The 21,179-nt window shown below is 38.0% G+C and carries 15 protein-coding genes; 12 read left to right on the forward strand and 3 right to left on the reverse strand.

Annotation, left to right across the window (positions count from 1 at the left end; translation table 11 throughout):
• The first annotated feature begins 26 nt into the window (after positions 1–26).
• Entirely contained in the window at positions 27–653 is a 627-nt protein-coding gene (locus tag FRZ67_RS21855; RefSeq protein WP_147192691.1) for a class I SAM-dependent DNA methyltransferase, read from the forward strand.
• Between the two features lie 137 nt (positions 654–790).
• On the opposite strand, the gene FRZ67_RS21860 is transcribed toward FRZ67_RS21855, so the two are convergent.
• A complete protein-coding gene (locus FRZ67_RS21860; RefSeq protein WP_147192692.1) occupies positions 791–1,369 on the reverse strand; it encodes an Lcl C-terminal domain-containing protein in 579 nt (192 codons plus the stop codon).
• Between the two features lie 398 nt (positions 1,370–1,767).
• Here FRZ67_RS21860 and FRZ67_RS21865 point away from each other — a divergent pair, with 398 nt between their 5' ends.
• From FRZ67_RS21865 to FRZ67_RS21895, 7 genes are all read left to right on the forward strand, one after another.
• Positions 1,768–2,436, forward strand: a complete 669-nt coding sequence (locus FRZ67_RS21865) for an FAD-binding oxidoreductase (protein WP_147192693.1) — start codon at positions 1,768–1,770, stop codon at positions 2,434–2,436.
• Between the two features lie 134 nt (positions 2,437–2,570).
• The gene (locus FRZ67_RS21870; RefSeq protein ID WP_147192694.1) at positions 2,571–3,725 is read left to right on the forward strand and encodes an acyltransferase family protein; all 1,155 of its coding nucleotides are present in this window, start codon (positions 2,571–2,573) and stop codon (positions 3,723–3,725) included.
• A gap of 145 nt (positions 3,726–3,870) precedes the next feature.
• Complete coding sequence (locus FRZ67_RS21875) at positions 3,871–5,406, forward strand: M20/M25/M40 family metallo-hydrolase (RefSeq protein ID WP_147192695.1); 1,536 nt, start codon at positions 3,871–3,873, stop codon at positions 5,404–5,406.
• Between the two features lie 46 nt (positions 5,407–5,452).
• Positions 5,453–6,691 (forward strand): DNA polymerase IV, encoded by a 1,239-nt coding sequence (gene dinB / locus FRZ67_RS21880; RefSeq protein ID WP_317131454.1) that lies wholly within the window; start codon positions 5,453–5,455, stop codon positions 6,689–6,691.
• A gap of 233 nt (positions 6,692–6,924) precedes the next feature.
• Positions 6,925–7,563 (forward strand): peroxiredoxin, encoded by a 639-nt coding sequence (locus FRZ67_RS21885; protein WP_147192696.1) that lies wholly within the window; start codon positions 6,925–6,927, stop codon positions 7,561–7,563.
• A 190-nt stretch (positions 7,564–7,753) separates the two neighbouring features.
• Positions 7,754–9,028 (forward strand): metal-dependent hydrolase family protein, encoded by a 1,275-nt coding sequence (locus FRZ67_RS21890; RefSeq protein ID WP_147192697.1) that lies wholly within the window; start codon positions 7,754–7,756, stop codon positions 9,026–9,028.
• Positions 9,029–9,137: 109 nt separating this feature from the next.
• Positions 9,138–10,376 (forward strand): glycoside hydrolase family 172 protein, encoded by a 1,239-nt coding sequence (locus FRZ67_RS21895; RefSeq protein WP_147192698.1) that lies wholly within the window; start codon positions 9,138–9,140, stop codon positions 10,374–10,376.
• 2 nt (positions 10,377–10,378) lie between these two features.
• Here FRZ67_RS21895 and FRZ67_RS21900 read toward each other — a convergent pair whose 3' ends face one another.
• Together FRZ67_RS21900 and FRZ67_RS21905 are read right to left on the reverse strand one after the other, a co-directional pair.
• Positions 10,379–11,410, reverse strand: a complete 1,032-nt coding sequence (locus FRZ67_RS21900; protein ID WP_147192699.1) for a GntR family transcriptional regulator — start codon at positions 11,408–11,410, stop codon at positions 10,379–10,381.
• Between the two features lie 198 nt (positions 11,411–11,608).
• Complete coding sequence (locus tag FRZ67_RS21905; RefSeq protein WP_147192700.1) at positions 11,609–12,373, reverse strand: NUDIX hydrolase; 765 nt, start codon at positions 12,371–12,373, stop codon at positions 11,609–11,611.
• 275 nt (positions 12,374–12,648) lie between these two features.
• Between FRZ67_RS21905 and FRZ67_RS21910 the strand changes: the two genes are divergently transcribed.
• The 4 genes from FRZ67_RS21910 (at position 12,649) to FRZ67_RS21925 (ending at position 21,140) form a co-directional block, all read left to right on the forward strand.
• On the forward strand, positions 12,649–13,035 hold the full coding sequence (locus FRZ67_RS21910; RefSeq protein WP_147192701.1) for a hypothetical protein: 387 nt from the start codon (positions 12,649–12,651) through the stop codon (positions 13,033–13,035).
• Positions 13,036–13,417: 382 nt separating this feature from the next.
• Positions 13,418–17,161, forward strand: a complete 3,744-nt coding sequence (locus FRZ67_RS21915) for a ThuA domain-containing protein (RefSeq protein WP_147192702.1) — start codon at positions 13,418–13,420, stop codon at positions 17,159–17,161.
• Positions 17,162–17,358: 197 nt separating this feature from the next.
• The gene (locus tag FRZ67_RS21920) at positions 17,359–20,409 is read left to right on the forward strand and encodes a type ISP restriction/modification enzyme (protein WP_147192703.1); all 3,051 of its coding nucleotides are present in this window, start codon (positions 17,359–17,361) and stop codon (positions 20,407–20,409) included.
• A 344-nt stretch (positions 20,410–20,753) separates the two neighbouring features.
• Positions 20,754–21,140, forward strand: coding sequence for a hypothetical protein (locus tag FRZ67_RS21925; RefSeq protein WP_147192704.1), 387 nt, complete (start codon positions 20,754–20,756; stop codon positions 21,138–21,140).
• Positions 21,141–21,179 lie beyond the last annotated feature (39 nt).

Consider the following 21,179-nt stretch of genomic DNA (forward strand, 5'->3'; position numbering starts at 1 on the left):
TTATTTTTGCGCATCAATAATTAATCATGAATACAAGAGAAGCGTACAACACGTGGGCAGAACAATACGACACGAACATAAATAAAACAAGAGACCTTGAAGCACAGGCGCTGCGTACAACACTTGGCGCAATTCCTTTTGATAAATGTTTGGAGATTGGTTGTGGCACAGGAAAGAATACAGAATGGTTGATAACAAAAGCAAAGCACATAACAGCTGTTGATCTCTCAGAGGAAATGCTGGCAAAAGCAAAAGCAAAGATCAACAATAGTAATGTTGAATTTATACAGGCAGATGTCACTGCTGAATGGTCATTTGGAAAACAACAGTATGACCTGGTAACATTCAGTCTTGTACTCGAGCATATCGAAAACCTTGATGCGATCTTTGAAAAAGTTGCAGCAACATTAACTGAAGGTGGATATGTTTATGTTGGGGAATTACATCCTTTCAAACAATATAATGGCAGCAAAGCAAGGTTTGAGACATCAGATGGTGTTACTATTGTGCCATGTTATGATCACCATGTATCAGATTTTATGCTGGCCGCTAAACAAAATGGCCTGGTACTGGTTGATATAAATGAATATTTTGATGACAATGATAGAAATACAATACCAAGGATATTAAACATTCTTTTTAAAAAGGCCTGATTTTTTATCATTTAAAAATCGGAACCCTGAAGTGTGCGACGCAACAGTTGCTTAATAGCAGCAATACAGCCTGGCTCATAAAAATAAAAAGGCCACCGGAAGTATAAACTATCGGTGGCTTTTTCAAAAGAAATGCACTAAAAAGTTCTTACAGCACGCACATGGTAAATTTTACTTTTGTCACTTTGTTTGCGGCCGCCTGTAGAAAAGTTTTGCGCCCATGCAATATTTCCATCAACTTCAGTTGAGCTCCAATATACAAAATTGCCTGCTCCAATAATCGCTTTTTGTTTATATACTTCAGCAAGTTCATTTTTAGAAGGCAGGTACCAATCATTATAGACATCAACTTTTAGTTGTGCACATACCCTGGCTGCATACACACCTGTGGTGCCTTGTGCTTTTACGATTTTTCGGGTATTAGCCGGGCCTGTTCCAATAATTTTTCCTGTTGCACCGGTAATGCCGTACACACCATTGTACCAGGTAGCACCGAGGCTTTGATCTGTTTTTGCTGCAATTAGTCCGTGTGCACCCGATGTGTCTATATAAATTATAATGCCACCCTGGTAATCCTGCCCGATCACAAGTGCCTGCACTGATTTACTTGCATCTGCAGCAGCAAGACCGGTATTGGTATGAATACTTTCTTTTTTACAGGCAACAACCGACAGCAAAATAATAGCTGCGAGAGTGGTTTTCATTGATGTTTTCATTTTATTTTTTTTGGTTTTAAAAGATACAGTTTAATGTATTAAGACCAGAGGCCACTTCTTTAATAAATAAGTCTTGATCTTAATTCTTGCCAGCAGGGAAATAGCAATCTTAACAGTACGGAGCAATCAGGTCCGGTATTTTTATTTGATCAGTTTTTTTTGATTTTTTGTTTACGATATTGGTACAAAAATTAAACCGAATATAGCGTATTGCCAACACAAAACATAAAAGTGCGAAGTATTTCTTTGTAAGTAAAGTTTTTAAGTGGCTGAGAAATCTTATAAAAAGTATGTTCGTCTTCCTAGCAGAATGATAATAAATATTATAAAGGTTGTTTATCAAATTCTAACTCCTTTAAATAACATGGTGTAACTTAGTTTGGTAAACATAGTGGATTATGGAAAACACTTCTGTAAAAATAATAGCTGTAAGAAATGTTACACATAATGTAAGGTCTTTTACTGTTGAAAAGCCCGCTGGCTTTACTTATCAGCCCGGGCAGGCTACCGAGCTTTCTGTTTTAAAACCAGGCTGGGAAAAAGAAAAACGGCCATTTACTTTTACGTCTTTGCCCAACGGTGATCATCTTGAATTTACCATAAAATGCTATACCGATCATGATGGTGTTACCAACCAGCTTTCAAAAGCACAAGCAGGCGATATGCTCGAAATTAGCGATGCCTGGGGTGCTATTGAATACAAAGGCGAGGGTGTGTTTATTGCAGGCGGCGCCGGAGTTACACCGTTCATTGCTATACTGCGTTATTTGCATGCCGAAAATAAAATCGGCAATAACCAACTTTTCTTTTCTAACCGAACATTGAAAGATATTATACTTAAAGAAGAGTTTGAAAAGATGCTTGGCATCAATTTTATTAATATCATTACAGAAGAAAATTCTGAAGCATACATGCACGGCAGGATAGATAAGACTTTCCTGCATCAGAACATAACCAATTTCAATCAGCCTTTTTATGTGTGCGGCCCCGATGCCTTTACCGCCGATATTTTAAATGCTTTAAAAGAATCCGGTGCACATCCTGATAGTTTGGTTTTTGAAAAATAGGAAATTGTTTTTTTTGCCGTCTGTATTACTAATGGTAAGCTTCTGTTGCGTCGCACACTTGTACTGCTGGTAATTTTATCAGCAATTACACTTTATCATTAGCCATAGTATACGTACATTTCGTGCATAAATACATGCAGGCTAAATCTACATTATATTTCAAAGGATTAAACGGGCTTCGTTTCATGGCAGCATTACTGGTAGTTTTTGCGCATGTGCCCACTTTTATTACTAAAACTTCAAATCCAAATATTTACGATTTCAGGCCGTTCTCATTTTTCAGCAATGGTGGTCTGGCTGTAGATTTCTTTTTTGTGCTTAGCGGTTTTCTTATCACTTCTTTATTATTAAAAGAGCACGAAGAATCAGGCACCATCAGCGTTAAACGATTTTACATCAGAAGAATGCTGCGTATATGGCCACTGTATTATCTTATAGTATTTATTGCTTTTGCTGTTTTCCCCATACTGGCCAACATATTTCATTTAAGACCAGACCCTGGTCTAAGTGTTCCTCAATTGCTTATGTATATTTTATTGCTGCCCAATTTCACTTTTATTTTTGGGCCACGTATTTTATTGTTCCCGCTATGGTCCATTGGTGTAGAAGAGCAATTCTACCTGATAATAGCGCCGGTTATAAAATACAAAAAGAAAAGCCTTGCTCTCATCTTTGCAACTGTTATTATTGTCAAGTTGTTTTTGAATTTTTTTGCCGGCCAGGTAACCCCGGCAACTACTGCAACGATTATCATATTAGACCTTCGATTTGAAGCTATATGTATTGGTTGCCTTGGTGCAATATTTATAAGAAGCCGTTACAAATATTTGTTAGATAAATTATTTGGCCTGCCTTTACAGCTGTTATTTTTCGGGATATTGTTCGCGGTATTATTTTTCAACAAAACTTTACCCGCTGCAGGCATTCCTGTTATAAGTCCTCTTTTTAGTGTTTTAACTAACAGAATTTATAACGGTGTGCCAATGGGTATTGTATTCCTGTACGTTATTTTGTGTGTTTCACTCAATAAAAGAAGTATTATTAAAACCGGCGGTAAAACGTTTGAATTACTTGGAAATATTTCTTATGGTATGTACATGTATCATGTAATGACGTGCTTCGTGGTTATAGGGATTATGAAACGTTTTTTTTTAGACATTCCGGTTACAACCGCAACCATTATGTGTTATTTACTATGTGTGTTTTTCACTATGCTGGTGGCTTACCTTTCTTATGTCTTTTTCGAAAAAAGATTTTTGAATCTAAAAAAGAAATTTGAGAACGCATAAGTAGTTTTTTTGTACCCGCCGCTAGCTTTTCATGGCATCGGCTCTTGCGTCGCACACTTATACTGATGATTTATAATCAGCAGAATCAATTTGTTGATTGTTTCATTCGTGTACACAGCTAATTTTACTTTATAAAACTTAGTTCATGAGAAAAATTTTCTGCTTCCTTAGTTTAAGTGTTTTGGTAAGCAAATTCATCCTTGCTCAATCAGTGGGAGTTGAATCAATCAATAAATATGTAAAGCAAAATACCGGTCATATTATTAATGAATTTACAAGTTTTCTTTCGATACCAAATATTGCTGCAGACACGCCGGGCCTTCAAAAGAATACGGCATTTATTATGTCTATGATGAGCAAACGTGGTATTCAAAACATACAATTACTAAATACAACTGTTCAGAGCGCACCTCCTGCAGTATACGGAGAAGTGATGGTTCCCGGCGCCAAACAAACACTAATTTTTTATGCGCATTATGATGGCCAGCCTGTTAACCCGGCGCAATGGGCAAAAGAGCTTGATCCGTTTCAGCCTGGATTATTTACAGGTGCAATAGATAAAGGAGGAACAAATATTTCTTTTCCTGCCGATGGCATGTATAATAATGACTGGAGAATTTATGCACGTGCCGCTTCTGATGATAAGGCAGGTGTTGATGTTATCCTTAATGCATATGACGCCATTAAAATTAGCGGATCTGCGCTTAGCTGTAATCTAAAATTTTTCTTTGAGGGAGAGGAGGAAGCCGGTTCCATACATCTTAACGAAATATTGGAAAAATATAAAGCTTTACTTGAATCAGATTTATGGATCATTTGTGACGGGCCTGTTCATCAATCAGGAAAAAAGCAAATTGTATTTGGTGTTCGTGGTGATACACATCTTGATCTTACAGTATATGCATCAAAAAGGCCGCTGCATAGCGGTCATTACGGCAATTGGGCGCCTAACCCCGCTATGATGCTGGCAAAATTATTAGCTTCCATGAAAGATGAAAACGGCAGAGTTATGGTGAAAGGTTTTTATGATGATGTAACACCTTTAACTGCCACTGAAAAAAATGCACTGGCAGAAGTGCCATCAGTTGATGAGCAAATGAAAAAGGAACTGGGAATAAGTGTTACAGAGATGAAAGGCCTCTCACTAACAGAAGCTATAAACCAGCCCTCATTAAACATCAATGGTATGCAAAGCGGTAATGTTGGTAAACTTGCTTCGAACCAGATACCAACTTATGCCACAGCAGTTATTGATCTGCGGCTGGTATTGGGTAACTATTGGAGAAGGCAACAACAAAAAGTGATCGATCATATTAAAGCACAGGGATACTTTGTAACAGATCATGAACCTACTGATGAAGAAAGAAAAGAATATGCAAAGATTATAAAAGTGATACCTGCAAATGATGGTTATAATGCACAGCGAACCGCTATGGATCTGCCCATAATTAAAAAAGTAATTGATGCGGTTAAAACTACTACCAGGGATCAGGTAGTACTTCAGCCAACAATGGGTGGCAGTCTTCCGTTGTTTTTATTTGAAAAATACCTTGGGGCCAAAACTGTTACAGTTCCGATAGCTAATTACGATAATAACCAGCATGCCGAAAATGAGAATATCCGTTTGGGTAATTTATTTGAAGGAATAGAAACAATGGCATCACTAATGTTGATTAAATAATTCTACTGTACAATTTTTTTTGTTCATAAAAGTTTTGGATGTATAAGTGAGTGACACAACCACTGATGCCACCTGCACAACAGCCTGTCAACAAAAAATCTTCTCTACCTTTACAATGTTCATGAATAAGCCGCAACGTTATATTGCCCATTTTGATCTGGACTCTTTCTTTGTAAGTGTTGAAGTATTGAATAATCCTGCGTTAAAAGATAAACCTGTGATCGTTGGCGGTAGCCGGGAACGTGGCGTGGTAGCGGCCTGCAGCTATGCGGCAAGAAAATTTGGCGTTCATTCTGCAATGGCGATGAAGAAGGCAATGCAGCTTTGCCCGCAGGCAATTTTAGTACGTGGTACACGTGGTGAGTATAGTAGATTTTCGAGATGGGTGACAGAAATTATTGCTGCAAAAGCGCCCTTGTTTGAAAAAGCAAGTATAGACGAATTCTACATTGATCTTACAGGCATGGACAAATATTTCGATCCATACCAATGGACAATCGATCTGCGCCAGGAGATCATAGATAAAACACAACTACCAATTTCATTTGGTCTGTCATCTAATAAACTGGTTTCAAAAATTGCGACGGATGAGGCTAAACCCAACGGATACATTTTTATTCAGCCTGGAAGAGAAAGAGATTTTTTAGCGCCGCTGCCTGTTAATAAAATCCCCGGAGTAGGAGAAAGCACTTTTATTACACTTAAAGAAATGGGCATTAAATATATCGGGGACATTACAAAAAAGTCTGCTGATGAAATGGAAAAAAAGCTTGGCAAATGGGGCGCTGATCTTTGGCAAAAAGCGCATGGCATCCATCATGGAGAAGTGCATTCATATCATGAAGCAAAATCGATCTCAACTGAAAATACTTTTGAAACAAATACTGCTGATGTAGAGTTTTTGTTGAGTGAATTGGTGCGTATGACAGAACGTGTTGGCTACGAATTGCGGCAGGATGAAAAACTTGCAGGTTGCATAGCAGTAAAAATTCGTTATCCGAATTTTGATACTACATCCCGCCAGACAACGATTAATTATACGTTGCGTGATGATGAATTGATCTTTGCAGCAAAGGACCTGTTTCATAAACTCTATAAGAAAGGTCAACCCGTTCGTTTGCTTGGTGTGCGTTTGAGCGAATTAACGAACCATGCGGTGCAGGCCAGTTTATTTGACGACGGTGAAAAGAAAAACAATTTGTATAAAGCCATTGATGATGTAAAAAATAAATTCGGCAAAACTTTTTTGCAGAAGGGAAGAACGGTGCGTAAAGAAAAGGAATAACAATTTACCGCAGAGACGAGACAGAGCGAAGTAATTTATTATAAAAGATGATTCTACAATGCTGAAGAGAATTTCTGAACGCACAAGTGAGTGACACAACAGAAGCTCAATAGTAGCAATGGTGTTTGTCAATAAAAAATCTCCGCGCTTCCGTGTCTTTGCGGGGAAAGAGAAAAAAATATTAGTCCACTTAACCAGTAGGTTTTATATTTGCAGTCCTAAAAACATGAATTATGAGTTTACGTTTAGGCGATGATGCGCCAAATTTCCAGGCAAAAACAACTGCAGGCGATATTGATTTTTATGAGTACCTCGGAAATAGCTGGGGTATTTTGTTTTCTCACCCTGCAGATTATACGCCGGTTTGTACAACAGAACTCGGCCGTACCGCATTACTCAACGAAGAGTTTGCAAAGCGCAATGTAAAAGTGCTTGCAGTAAGTGTTGACCCGCTCGATAAACATTTTGGCTGGGTGAATGATATTAATGAAACACAAAATTGTACCGTTAACTTTCCCATCATTGCAGATGAAGACAAAAAAGTTGCAACGTTGTATGACATGATTCATCCAAACGCTTCAGCAACTGCAACAGTGCGCTCCTTATTTGTAATTGGTCCTGATAAAAAAGTAAAACTCATGATCACGTATCCTGCATCAACAGGAAGAAATTTTCATGAAGTATTGCGTGTGATAGATTCATTGCAGTTAACTGCTAATTACAGCGTAGCCACTCCTGCAAACTGGGAAGGTGGCGAGGATGTAATTGTGGTGCCTGCCGTAAGCACAGAAGATGCCATTAAGAAATTCCCTAAAGGCGTAAAAGTTATAAAGCCCTACTTGCGTTATACACCACAACCAAATATTGATTAAATTCAGTAATCGTCTCAAAAGAAACGATGCGCAAATATTATATGAGGCCCGGTAATTTTCTGCCGGGTTTTTTATGCACCAAACTTTAGTGCTGCTATTTACCAACGGTTGCGTCGCACTCTTGTACTCAATTAATTCTATTCAGCATTGTATTGCATACTTCATTAATTTCATAATCTAATAACCACTTATGAGACAAATATTTCTTGCTGTTGCTTTATTGGTAACAAACTTTCTTTTCGCACAAAAAACTATTATCTATTGCGGAAAATTAATTGATGTAAAGAACCTTCAGGTGCTTACCGAAATGTCAATCATTGTTGAAGGTAATAAGATCGTTGATGTACAAAAAGGTTATATACAGGCAGGCGCATCAGATAAAACAATTGATCTTAAAAATAAAACCGTAATGCCGGGACTTATAGATTGTCACGTACATCTTGAAAATGAAACAAGCCCTGATGATTTTGCGAAACAGTTTACTGAAAACCCTGCTGACATTGCATTTGAATCAACAGTGTTTGCAAAGACAACATTAATGGCTGGCTTTACAACAGTTCGTGATGTGGGTGGTTCAGGTGTAAATATTTCTTTACGTAATGCGATAAACAAAGGAGAAGTAGTTGGACCAGGAATTTATACTGCAGGAAAAATTATTGGTTCAACCGGTGGCCATGCAGATCCTACAACAGGTCTTCGCGAAGATCTTATGGGCAACCCTGGTCCCGGTGATGGCGTTGCAGATGGCGTAGAAGAATGTATAAAAGCTGTACGTAAACGTTACAAAGAAGGGAGCGATCTTATAAAAATAACTGCATCAGGTGGTGTATTAAGTTTGGAAAAAGATGGAACCGGTGCACAGTTCAGTGAAGAAGAAATAAAAGCAATTGTACAAACGGCAAAAGATTATGGAATGAAAGTAGCCGCACATGCTCATGGTGCAGAAGCCATCAAACGTGCAGTACGTGCAGGCGTTGCATCTATTGAACACGGCACTTACATGGATGATGAGGGAATGCAGTTGATGAAACAATATGGAACATATTATGTGCCTACGATCATTGCAGGTAAGTCTGTTGCAGACTCTGCAAAGAAGCCTGGTTATTATCCTGCGGTTATTGCCGGCAAAGCAATTGTAATAGGTGCACAGATACAAAGCACATTCGGCAAAGCATATAAAGCTGGCGTGAAGATCGCGTTCGGTACAGACGCCGGGGTCTACGCACATGGCAAGAACTGGAAAGAATTTATTTACATGACAGAAGCCGGTATGCCCATTCTCGAAGCAATCAAAGCGGCTACGGTCAATGCGTCTGATTTAATTGGCGTTAATAATATCGGCAGTATTGAAAAAGATAAGCTTGCAGACATCATTGCTGTTGATGGCGATCCAACAAAAGATGTAAATGCTATGGGTAATGTAAAGTTTGTAATGAAAGCAGGAGTTGTTTATAAGAGTGAATAAGTTTTGTTTACTAACAGAATAGCCACTATTGGGCTTTGTTGTCTCACTCACTTGTACGCTTTGTTCTTTATTCAGCAATAATTTTATTTTCTAACGATAAAACATTTCTATGCTGCACAATTTTTCATTATTCAAAAAACTATTATTTGGTTTTACGGTTGTAATTATTTTCTCCCAGTGCAAAGAAAATGAAGAACATGAAAATGGTAATGAACTGTTTGAATACAATGACAACATAAGTACAAGATGGAGTAGCCCTGAAAATATAAATGGCGTGCAGGGTGCCGGTGGCAAAGAAAACAATGCTGCCAAAGGTCATGCATTTGATTCTATTGCAACAGGCGCAACTTACAAATTGCTTGATATAAGAGACATGGGCATTATCAACAGAATGTGGGTTACAATTAATGATCGCAGCCCTGAAATGCTACGTGCATTAAAGATCGAAATGTTTTGGGATGGTGCTGATAAACCCGCAGTGAGTGTGCCTTTCGGAGATTTCTTTGGTATTGGTCTCGGGCAAACAACCGCATTTCAAAATGCATTGTTTGCAAACGCAGAAGGCAGATCATTCAACTGTTTTATAGAGATGCCTTTTAAATCGGGAGCGAAGATCCAGGTAGTAAATGAATCGTCGAAAACACTGCCCTTGTTCTTCTTTGATGTTGATTATAGTTTATTAAAAGAGTGGGATGATGACTATATGTATTTTCATGCATACTGGCACAGAGACACCGAAACAAAACTTGCACAGGATTTTGAAATATTACCTCAGATCGAAGGCAAAGGAAGGTTTCTCGGAACCAATATTAGTGTTGCTGCAAATCGTGCCTATCGTAAGTCATGGTTTGGAGAAGGTGAAGTGAAAATCTATTTAGATAATGATAAAGATTATCCAACGCTCAATGGTACCGGGACAGAAGATTATATAGGCACCGGTTGGGGACAGGGAAAATTTATCAATAACTATAGTGGCTGCACTGTTGCAGATGATACCTTACTGCAATGGGCTTTTTATCGCTATCATATTCCTGATCCTGTTTTCTTTAAAACAGGTTGTCGTGTTGCTATGCAGCAAATAGGAGGGGATGCAACAGATAGTGTTGCTGCATATCAAAAAGAAGGAGCACAACTCATTCCTGTTTCTACAAGTGAAAGCCAGTTTCATTCATTTTATAAAAAAGACAGCGTGGTACAACTTGCCACTTCTCCATACAAGGGCTGGACTAATTTTTACCGTTCAGATGATGTTTCTGCTGTTGCTTATTTTTATTTGGATAAACCAACAAATAATTTAAATGCAATACAACCTCTATCAATACGCACAACAGAGTTAAGACACAAATAAGATCATAAAGACTCGCGAAGCGTTAAATAAAACGGCGCCGCAAAATGCTCCGTTGATTTATTACGGATCAGCTCAGCAGCTTTTGCCCCCATAGCATAAAAATCTGTAGAGATTGTAGTAATGCCATTGAGAATTATTTTTTTCAATGGCGTTTCGTTGTAAGAGATAACACCCACCTGTTTGCCCACTTCCAGTTTTGTTTCAATGATCCTTTCTATAAGTGTAACAAGGTCATTTTCCATAAGGCTTATATAAACTTCACCCTCATTAATGGCAGTGCTGTTGATGTCAGCTACCACATCATAATTAAAAGCGTACTGGTTGCAGAACCTGTAAAACCCTTCGAGTATTTGTTTTGGGTGATAAGTATAATCCGGAAAAATGATCCTGATGGTCTGGTACCTGCTTAGCTGTTGCACTGCTTGTTCCAATGCATTGTAAATGTCTTTTTCAAAATCTTCATACACTGCAGCAAATTTGCCCTCAACGCCTGCAAGCATTTGATCAAACAGTAACAATTTTTCTTTGGGAATGGTGTTAATGATCTCGTATGCATTTTCACCACCTTCTAAAAAATGCGGTATAATAACATAGTTGGTGTAATCATCTCTTTTATTGGTAAGTAGTTTTCTGAATAAAGAAAAGTCGTTATTGTAAATGTAAAAATCTATTACTGCATCTTCGCCAAGGCTTGCTACAAAAGCATCGTACATGATCTTTTTATGCGTACTCAGCTTATTAAAAAGCAGGAATATTTTTATTGGTTGCTTTACATCTGTATTGGAAATAAAATATCCTTTGCCAGGCACAGAGCCAATTACACCAAGCTTCTTTAAATGTTTATAAGCTTTCTCTGCAGTGTCTCTTGATATATCGAGTTCAAAACTGAGATCATTTATTGACGGCAGCAAATAACCTTTCTCAATTTTTTTTTCTTCAATGGCTTTTACAATAGAGTTGGTAAGCTGCACATACTTGGGCGTTACAGCATATTCATCAATAGATATAAGCCGGTATATATTTTCCGATGCCATGATATTACAAAGCTAAGACCGCTGAATTAAAAACATATAAGTAAATATTGTCGGTATAAGTACTCTTACATTCAAGAGCAGCTGATAATAGTGGAAGAATAATGTGTAACCAGGCTTTTGTTCATCCATTAAACTTTCCTTGCGTCGCACGCTTGTACTGCAAAACATTATTCAGCACCTAAAACAATTAACGATTTTTCACTTTTTACTTTCCGCAAATCTATACAAATAAGGAGCTTTATGAGACTTGCCATTGTATTGCTTTTCCAATCGTTCAAGTACATTCATACTAAGCATCTTTCGCTGAAAATTGGTGCGCACGAATTTCTTTTGATAAACGGCTTCATATAATTTTTGTAACTGTCCCATCGTAAATGTTTCACTCATTAAATTGAAACCAACAAGTTTTTCGTCAAGGTCCGCTTGTAATCTTTTCAATGCTTTGTTAATGATAACATCGTGATCGTATAAAACTTTTGGAAGTTTGCTTACATCAAACCATTTAACCTCTGTGAAGAATACTTCTGTCACCGGGTTCACCTTTGTATCATCTATCAAAGCATAATAACATACAGAAACAAAACGCTGCGCAAACCAATTGCTGTTCGGTAGGGTGCCGATCATTTTTTGCGTTAGTTCCATAGCAACCTCTTCCTTAGAGCGACTTGTATTTCCTGATGTATAAAATTGTTCCAGGTAAATATTTTTCAACCCGGTTCTTTCCTGCAATATGCGCAAAGCTGCATCATCAAGGTTTTCTTCTTTCATGATATATCCTCCTGGCAGCACGAAATAGGGCGTATTGCCAAAGCGTAGCATCAATGCTTTTAGTTTGTCATTGTGAAAACCAAAGATCACGGTGTCAACCGATACACCTGCCATATAAATATGGGGTGCGGTTTCCAGGAACTCTTTTATTCCTTTCTTTAATGCTGAGTCGTTTACAAAGTCTATAGTACTCATTTTGAACGCAATTTATGGTGACTTCATGTTGCTTTAACGAACTGGTCGCTTAGTAAATTTCCTTTAAGAAAATAAAATTACACATTATTGTATCAAAATGATACAATAGCTGTTATATTTGTCAAATATATTTCGTGATTGCATGTGCCGGGCTTTACAGAATAATAAGATTGCTGTAAGGTCAAACAACTGCCAGGAGAAGAACAACTGACTAAAAAGCCGGCATTCTAACATCACTGAAATAAACAATACTCAAAAATTTAAAATCAAAAAAAATGAAAAAGTTCACTTCAGTTCTTGTGGGAATTCTTTGTCTTATTGTATCTGTAAACGTAAACGCGCAATCAAAAACCGGTGCCGATTATTTCAAAGGAAAATGGAGTGTGCTGATAAAGGGCACACCCAACGGAGATGCAAAAATGATCTTCGTTCTTGAAAATAACAACGATTCTATTGCAGGCGTGGTGCGGGATACAACAGGCACGGAGATAGCAAAAATTACAAGCGTTGAACTGAAGGATACAGAAGTAACACTTTATTTTACTGCGCAGGGTTATGATGTTAACCTGTTAATGACAAAGAAAGACGATGATCACACAACAGGCAGCCTGATGAGCATGTTTGATGCCGAAGGTGAGCGTATCAAAGAAATGAAGAACTAGTTATAATTAGAATTCGATTTTGTACAAGGCTCCATTACTACTATGCGACACCTGTTGCGTCGCACACTTCATCGTTCAGTTCAGTAATGAGCAAGGCGTACAAGTGAGCGACACAACAAGAAATATGTCGCGGTTTTTTTGAGGCTCGTCGCATAATAATTAAAGAATAAGTTTTGGTTGAGGGAAATAATATACTTTAGCCGACATATTGCGTAACGATAACGCAATAAAAAGTATTAAGATTTTAAGTGCATTAGATTATCTGACGATTGGTAAACAAAGCGCTGAAGAGTGCGACGCAACGAAAGCTTAATAGCAGCAATAGCTTATGGCTCATAAAATTTCATTTATATAAAAGGTTAGAATTTTTAAATCAACGATTATGCAACCAAAACATACAGTTATAAAAACTGTGTACACATTTATTATTGCTTTGTTGACAATGTGTTTTACGAATACGCTGAGTGCTCAAACGCAGCGTGTGCTTGTGTTTTACAAGACAGCTGGTTTTAGACATGCATCTATCGATGCAGGTAAAAAAGCGCTGACGCAAATGGCTACAGAGAAAGGGTTTGCTATTGACTTTACAGAAGATGCCACACAATTCACTACAAACAATCTGAAAAAATACAATGCTGTTGTTTTCCTGAGTACTACGGGAGACGTGTTGAACAATGATCAGCAACAGGAATTTGAAAGATATATACAGGCGGGTGGCGGCTATCTGGGCATACATGCCGCTGCAGATTGTGAATATGATTGGCCCTGGTATGGAAGACTTGTTGGTGCCTGGTTTCTCGATCACCCGATGCCAAATAATATTCAGAAAGGAAAATATTATGTAGTTGATAAGAATAATGCGGCAACAGCAGGAATGCCCGATACATTTGAACGTACAGATGAATTTTATAGTTTCAAAAATATTGATCCATCCATTCATGTATTGGTGAAGATCGATGAAGCATCTTACAAAGGTGGAAAGAATGGCGATAACCATCCCATGAGCTGGTATCATGATTTTGATGGCGGCCGCGCTTTTTATACCAACATGGGTCATACCGATGAAACATTTATGGAACCACTGTTCCTAAATCATCTCTGGGCTGGTTTGCATTATGTAATGGGTGGTGATGCGCCAACTGCACTGGATTATTCAAAAGCTAAACCCGAGGAGAATCGTTTTTCAAAAGTTGTACTGGAAGAAAAATTAAATGAACCGATGGAATTAAGTGTACTGAATGATGGGCGTGTTTTGTTTATTGAAAGACATGGTGCTGTAAAATTGTACAACATCAAAACAAAACAATTAAAGACGATCGCTACAATCCCGGTTAGCACAAAGTACACAGATAAAGATGGCAAAACATCCGAAGCAGAAGATGGATTACTTGGCTTGAATAAAGATCCAGACTTTGCTATGAATCATTGGATATATCTCTATTATTCTGATCCGGCAAAATCAAGGAATATATTAACAAGGTACACGCTCAAAGGGGATGCACTCGATCTTAGTTCAAAGAAAGTTATTCTCGAAGTGGCTACACAACGTGAGCAATGCTGCCACACTGGCGGCTCCATTACATTTGACGCACAAGGCAATCTTTATTTGTCTACCGGAGATAATACAAGCCCGAGAGCAACCGTATATGCACCTATTGATGAACGTGAAGGCAGGTCTCCGTGGGATGCACAAAAATCTGCTGCAAACACCAATGATCTGCGTGGAAAAATATTACGCATAAAACCACAGCCTGATGGAACCTACACTATTCCCGATGGTAATCTTTTTCCAAAGGGCGAAGCGCAAACAAGACCTGAAATATTTGTAATGGGCAACAGGAATCCTTTCAGAATTTCTGTTGATAAAGAATCCGGCTTTCTTTATTGGGGAGAAGTTGGCCCCGATTCAAACAATCCAGATTCATTGAAAGGCCCTGCAGCACAGGATGAAATGAACCAGGCAAGAAAAGCCGGCAACTTCGGCTGGCCTTATTTTGTTGGAGATAACAAAGCATACAATCATTTTGATTTTGCAAGCAATACATCAGGTCCAAAATTCGATCCTGAAAAACCAATCAACAATTCTCCAAACAGTTCAGGGCTGAAAGAATTGCCACCTGCACAAAAAGCATTCATATGGTATCCTTATGCCGAATCAAAAGAGTTTCCATTGGTTGGTACTGGCGGCAGAACTGCAATGGCTGGCCCTGTTTTTCATAGTGATGAATTTAAAACTGCACAACGTGCATTTCCAAAATATTACGATGGCAAACTATTGATCTATGAATGGATGCGTGGCTGGATCATGGCGGTAACAATGGATAAACAGAGCAATTATGTTTCTATGGAACGCTTTATGCCAAGTTATAAATTCAGTAATCCGATGGATATGGAGTTTGCTGCTAATGGTGATCTCTATATGCTTGAATATGGTTCTGGTTGGTTCACTGCAAATGATGATGCACGTTTAATTCGCATAGAATATAACGGTGGTAATAGAAATCCATCTATACAAATTGCTGAAGATAAAATGGCGGGTTCTATTCCGTTCAATGCAAGCCTTACATCAAAAGGTACAAAAGATGCAGATGGCGATACATTAACGTATTCATGGAAAGTAACTTCAAAAAATGGTTTTTCAAAAACCATCAATGAGCCGGATGCAAAACTCACCTTTGCTAAAGCAGGCGTGTATAAAGCAACGCTTACTGTAAAAGACAATAAAGGTGGTGTTTCAACACAATCAATGGAATTAACTGCAGGCAATGAACCTCCTGTCGTTTCATTTGATATTGGTAAGAGCAACAAATCATTTTATGTTCCAAACAAAACATACAATTATAAAGTAGATGTAAAAGACAAAGAAGACGGGTCCACAGCAAACGGTAAAATAAAACCATCTGCAGTTATAGTTAATATTGATTACCTCGCCGAAGGTTTTGACAAGGCAGAGATCATACAGGGGCACCGTACAGCAGAACAGGCAGCCGCAGCGCCAAATGTTTCAAAAGGTTTGAAACTGATAACAGCAAGCGATTGCAGGTCTTGTCATGCTGATTATAAAAAATCTATTGGCCCTGCCTACTATGCAGTATCAGTAAAGTATAAAGCAAGCAGCGCCGCAGTAGAAAAACTTACGAAGAAAATTATTTCCGGTGGTAAAGGTGTCTGGGGCGATGTGCCGATGGCTGCGCATCCCAATCTTTCTGCAGAAGATGCCGCAGAAATGATCAAATATATTTTGAGTCTTTCGCAGCCAAAACCAAAAGTAAAATCATTGCCTGCACAGGGAACTTATACAACAAAGCAACCAGCAGGCGATAAAGGTCAGGGCGTTTACATCTTCCGTGCAGCGTACACAGATCATGGTGCCAATGGCTTGCCAGGCGTGGCTTCTGAAGAAACATTCACACTCCGCAACCCAAATATAAACCCATCAAAATATGATGAAGTAGTTGATGCAACCAAGATGAGTTATGGTGGCAATAATTTTGTTATTCCTTCCAAAACGGGTAGCTACATTAGTCTTAAACAAATAGATCTTACAGGCATCAGCAGTATAGAAATAACTGCCATGGCGCCTAAAGCGCAATTGAATGCAGAAGGCGGTACCATTGAATTGCACACAGATGCACCCAATGGAAAACTGTTAGGAAAAACACCTTTTATCGGAGATGCAGGTGGCGGTTTTGGTGGTGGCGGTAAACCTGTTTCGCTTCCCGTAGCGCCAACAGAAGGCATGCACGATATTTACCTCGTATTTAAAAACCCAAATGCTAAACAAGGTGCTTCATTGATGGTTGTGTTGAATACAAGTTTCAAAACTGCTGATTCAACCACTAATCAAAATGTTCAGGCAGCGGTTCCAAAAGCAGACCTCAATGATTATGTTGGAAAATATAAAATGACCAACCTGCCGTTTCCATACATTGAAGTAACTGTGCAGGATGGAAAGCTTATGATGAAGGCAGGAGAGCAGGGCGGAGAAATAACACAAATGGATGAAGCAGATAAATTTGATGCAGGTGGTAAAGCAACGCTCTTATTTATACGCGACGAAAAGGACAAGGTAAACAAGGTTCAAATGGAAGCAATGAACTTTAAGTTTGAAGGAGTGAAAGAATAATTTTATGAGCCCGGCAATTAAGCATGCATGAAACTTTCGTTGCGTCGCACACTTGTACTGTTTGAACATAATTGAGCAATGAAAAAGCAATAGCGGTCTTACGCTTCAAAAGTGTAAGACCGTTTCTTATTTTAGCAGGAACAAAAATTCCCAACTATCCTTTATCTTACACGCAAAACCTAAATCGCACTTCGGCTATGAGCATTTACGCTATTAAACAATACCACAGGGAGCTTGAAGATCTAAAACATTACGGCGGCACTACAAAAGAAACTGCTATTCGTTTTGCTTTTCAGAAATTATTAGATGAATATGGTAAGCCCTTAAACCTGCGTCTTGTACCGGAAGTTTCTATAAAACTAAAAAATGGTAAAACAGTAACACCCGATGGAACTTTAAAAGACCAGCTGCGATTAGATCATGGTTATTGGGAAAGTAAGGATGAAGCAGACGATATAAACGAAGAAATAAAAAAGAAATTCGGCAAAGGTTACCCAAGCGATAATATTCTTTTTGAAGATACCAATACGGCTGTTCTTTACCAGCATGGCACAGAAGTAATGCGTGTGCCCATGCAGGAAGAAGAACAATTGGATAAACTCCTCAACAAATACATAAGTTTTGAGCGCCAGGAAATAAAAGACTTTCGTGCGGCTATTGAAAAATTCAAAGAAGATATTCCAAAAGTTACAGCAGCCATCCGCGAAATAATAGAAAAGCAAAACGATAATGCATCATACAAAGAAGCCCTGCATAGTTTTCATGAACTCTGCAAACAATCCATCAATCCTGATATAACAGATGCTGATGTGCAGGAAATGATCGTGCAGCATATTCTTAGTGCAGACATCTTTAACACCATTTTTGATGAACCGCATTTTCACCAGGAAAATAATATAGCACGGGAACTGAATAAAGTTGTGGAAACTTTTTTTACCGGTGCGGCACGCAGGCAAACACTGGGCAGCATAAAACATTATTACGATACCATTAATGCAAACGCCGCAGGTATTGCAGACCACCATGAGAAACAAAAATTCTTAAAAGTGGTGTATGAAAATTTTTATAAAGGTTATAATCCAAAAGCCGCAGACCGTTTGGGCATTGTTTACACACCAAATGAGATTGTGCAGTTCATGATAAAAAGCACAGATTATTTACTGCACAAACATTTTAGTAAAACACTGGCCGATAAAAATGTAGAGATACTTGACCCTGCCACAGGCACAGGAACTTTTATCTGCGACATTATAGATTTTCTTCCCCGCAATAAACTCGAATACAAATACAAAAACGAACTGCATGCAAATGAGCTGGCAATACTGCCTTACTATATTGCCAACCTTAATATTGAATACACCTACAAACAAAAGATGGGCAACTATGCAGAGTTTGAGAATTTATGTTTTGTAGATACGCTTGACAATACTGGCTTTCATTGGGTTGGCAAACAGGGCAATTTGTTTGGTGTAAGTGCAGAGAACGCAGCAAGAGTACGAAAGCAAAATGAAAAAAAGATAAGCGTTCTTATTGGCAACCCGCCTTATAATGCTAATCAGCAAAATGAAAATGACAACAATAAAAACCGCGAATATCCTACAATCGACAAGAGAATACGAGAAACTTTTGGAAAGGTCTCAAAAGCTCAGAATAAGAATAAAATATTCGATATGTATTCGAGATTTTTTCGATGGGCAATGGATAGATTAGATGGCAATGGAATAATCGCATTTGTTTCAAATCGAAGTTATATTGATAGTAAAGCATTTGATGGATTTCGTAAAACAATACAAACTGAGTATGACTATGCCTACATAATAGATACACAAAGTGACGTCAGAACAAATCCGAAGATCGCTGGAACAACGCATAATGTTTTTGGAATACAAACTGGAGTTGCAATTGTTTTTCTTTTGAGATTAAGTAGCGGAAAAATAAAAGACAACGATTGCCGAATTCAATATGTGAGCATGAGAGATGAATGGAGGAAAGAAGAAAAACTGCAATGGTTAGTTGAAAATCCTATTGAAAAAATTGAATTTGAAAATCTAATACCGGATAAAAATAATAACTGGATTAATAATTCGGAGAGTGATTACGAAAATCTTATCCCTTTGATAAATAAAAATGTAAAATCGGGTAACTCTGAGAATTCAATATTTCGATTATATACACTAGGCATAAGAACGAATAGAGATGAATGGGTTTATGATTTCAACTCCGATGAATTATTTAAGAAGGTTAAATTTCTCTCTGAAAATTATAATAGACAAGTACCTAAGTTTAAAGGAAGAAAATATGATGAGATAGACAATGAAATAGATTATTCGATAAAATGGGCAAGAGAATTAAAAAAATATCTATGTCGAGGGGTATTTTCAAAAGCCGATAGTAATTATATAACAGATGCTTCTTATCGTCCCTATGTATCAAAATCTTTCTTTTCTGAAAGAGTCTTTATAGAAATGATTTATCAGATACCAAACATTTTCGGAATAGATGGAAATAGATTTGAAAATGCTGTAATAACTTTCGATTCAAATCAGAAAAATAATTTTGCGACGCTCGCTACTAAGAATATTCCTGATTTACATTTCACTGGAGATAGTCAAGTTCTCCCTCTGTACCGCTACACAAAAGAAGGTCAACGTATAGAAAACATAACCGATTGGGCATTGCAACAATTCAAAGAACAGTACAAAGAAAGCAACATAACCAAACAAGATATTTTTTATTACGTTTACGCAGTACTCCATCATCCCGCCTACCGCAAAAAATACGAGCTTAATTTAAAAAGAGAATTTCCTCGCATACCATTCTACGAAAATTTTATGCGGTGGGCGAAATGGGGAGAGCAGTTAATGAACCTGCACATTAATTATGAAACAGTGCAGCCATTTAATTTACTGATTGAAAAAGTAAATGCAGGCTCAACCACAGATACAGAGAAACTACAGAAAGCAAAACTAAAAGCAGATAAAACAAACGGCATTATAGAACTCGATGCAGCTACTACTTTAACAGGCATTCCAAAAACAGCGTGGGATTATAAACTCGGAAACCGCAGCGCATTGGAATGGGTGCTCGATCAATACAAAGAAAAGAAACCATCAGACCCAACCATTGCAGAAAAATTCAACACCTACAAATTTGCAGACTACAAAGAACATGTAATTGATCTTTTAAGAAGAGTATGCACTGTAAGTGTAGAAACAATGAACATTATTGCACAAATGCCGGATGAGTAAATTATGAACCCGGCAACAGAATATGCATTAAGCAGCCGTTGCGTCGCACACTTGTACTAAAGGTAATGCTACTGAGCAGTGCGAAACAGATGCCTCATTCTTCGGCATGACAAGCTGAAGTTCTTGAACGAAGCTGAAATTTTATGCTCAGCAAAATAATTATTCCTTAGCTTGTCATGCTGACGAAGGAAGCATCTTTCTCCGCCAGGGTGCGTGTTCCGCACCAATATCAAATGAAAAATGGTTCGTGAGACACGAACCAGGGCAATGGAGTTTCAAATTCCGCCACAAACACAAATGCGTGAACGCTGGCGGTAATTATATAACTATCTTAATAAACTAACATGACACGAGTAATTCCTTTATGGGTAACAATTGTTGCAAGCTTAATGACCTTAAGTATCTTAGCGTTTTCTATAAATCTTGTTGTTTATCCAAAAACATTTTTCCCCGACACTGATTTTTTAGCAAAAAATGTAAGACATTTTACAACCATGTGGGCTATGAGACAATTTTCTATTGGAGCCCTGATTGCTTATTCCCTGGTTAAGCAAAGTGTTCCCACTCTTAAAATCGCCCTGTCATTAGTGTTTCTTGTAAATATTTTTACCATAGTTGAAGGTGCTTATATAAATAATATTTTTTCAATTGTTGAGTCAATAATTTATTGCTGTGTTTCAGCGATAATGATATTTGCAATACACAAAAAAGCAAAAGTTTTGAAATTGTAATTAGAGTAACCTCCGCCAAGGCGCGTGTCTCACGCACCA

The organism is Panacibacter ginsenosidivorans, assembly GCF_007971225.1.
GTDB lineage: Bacteria > Bacteroidota > Bacteroidia > Chitinophagales > Chitinophagaceae > Panacibacter > Panacibacter ginsenosidivorans.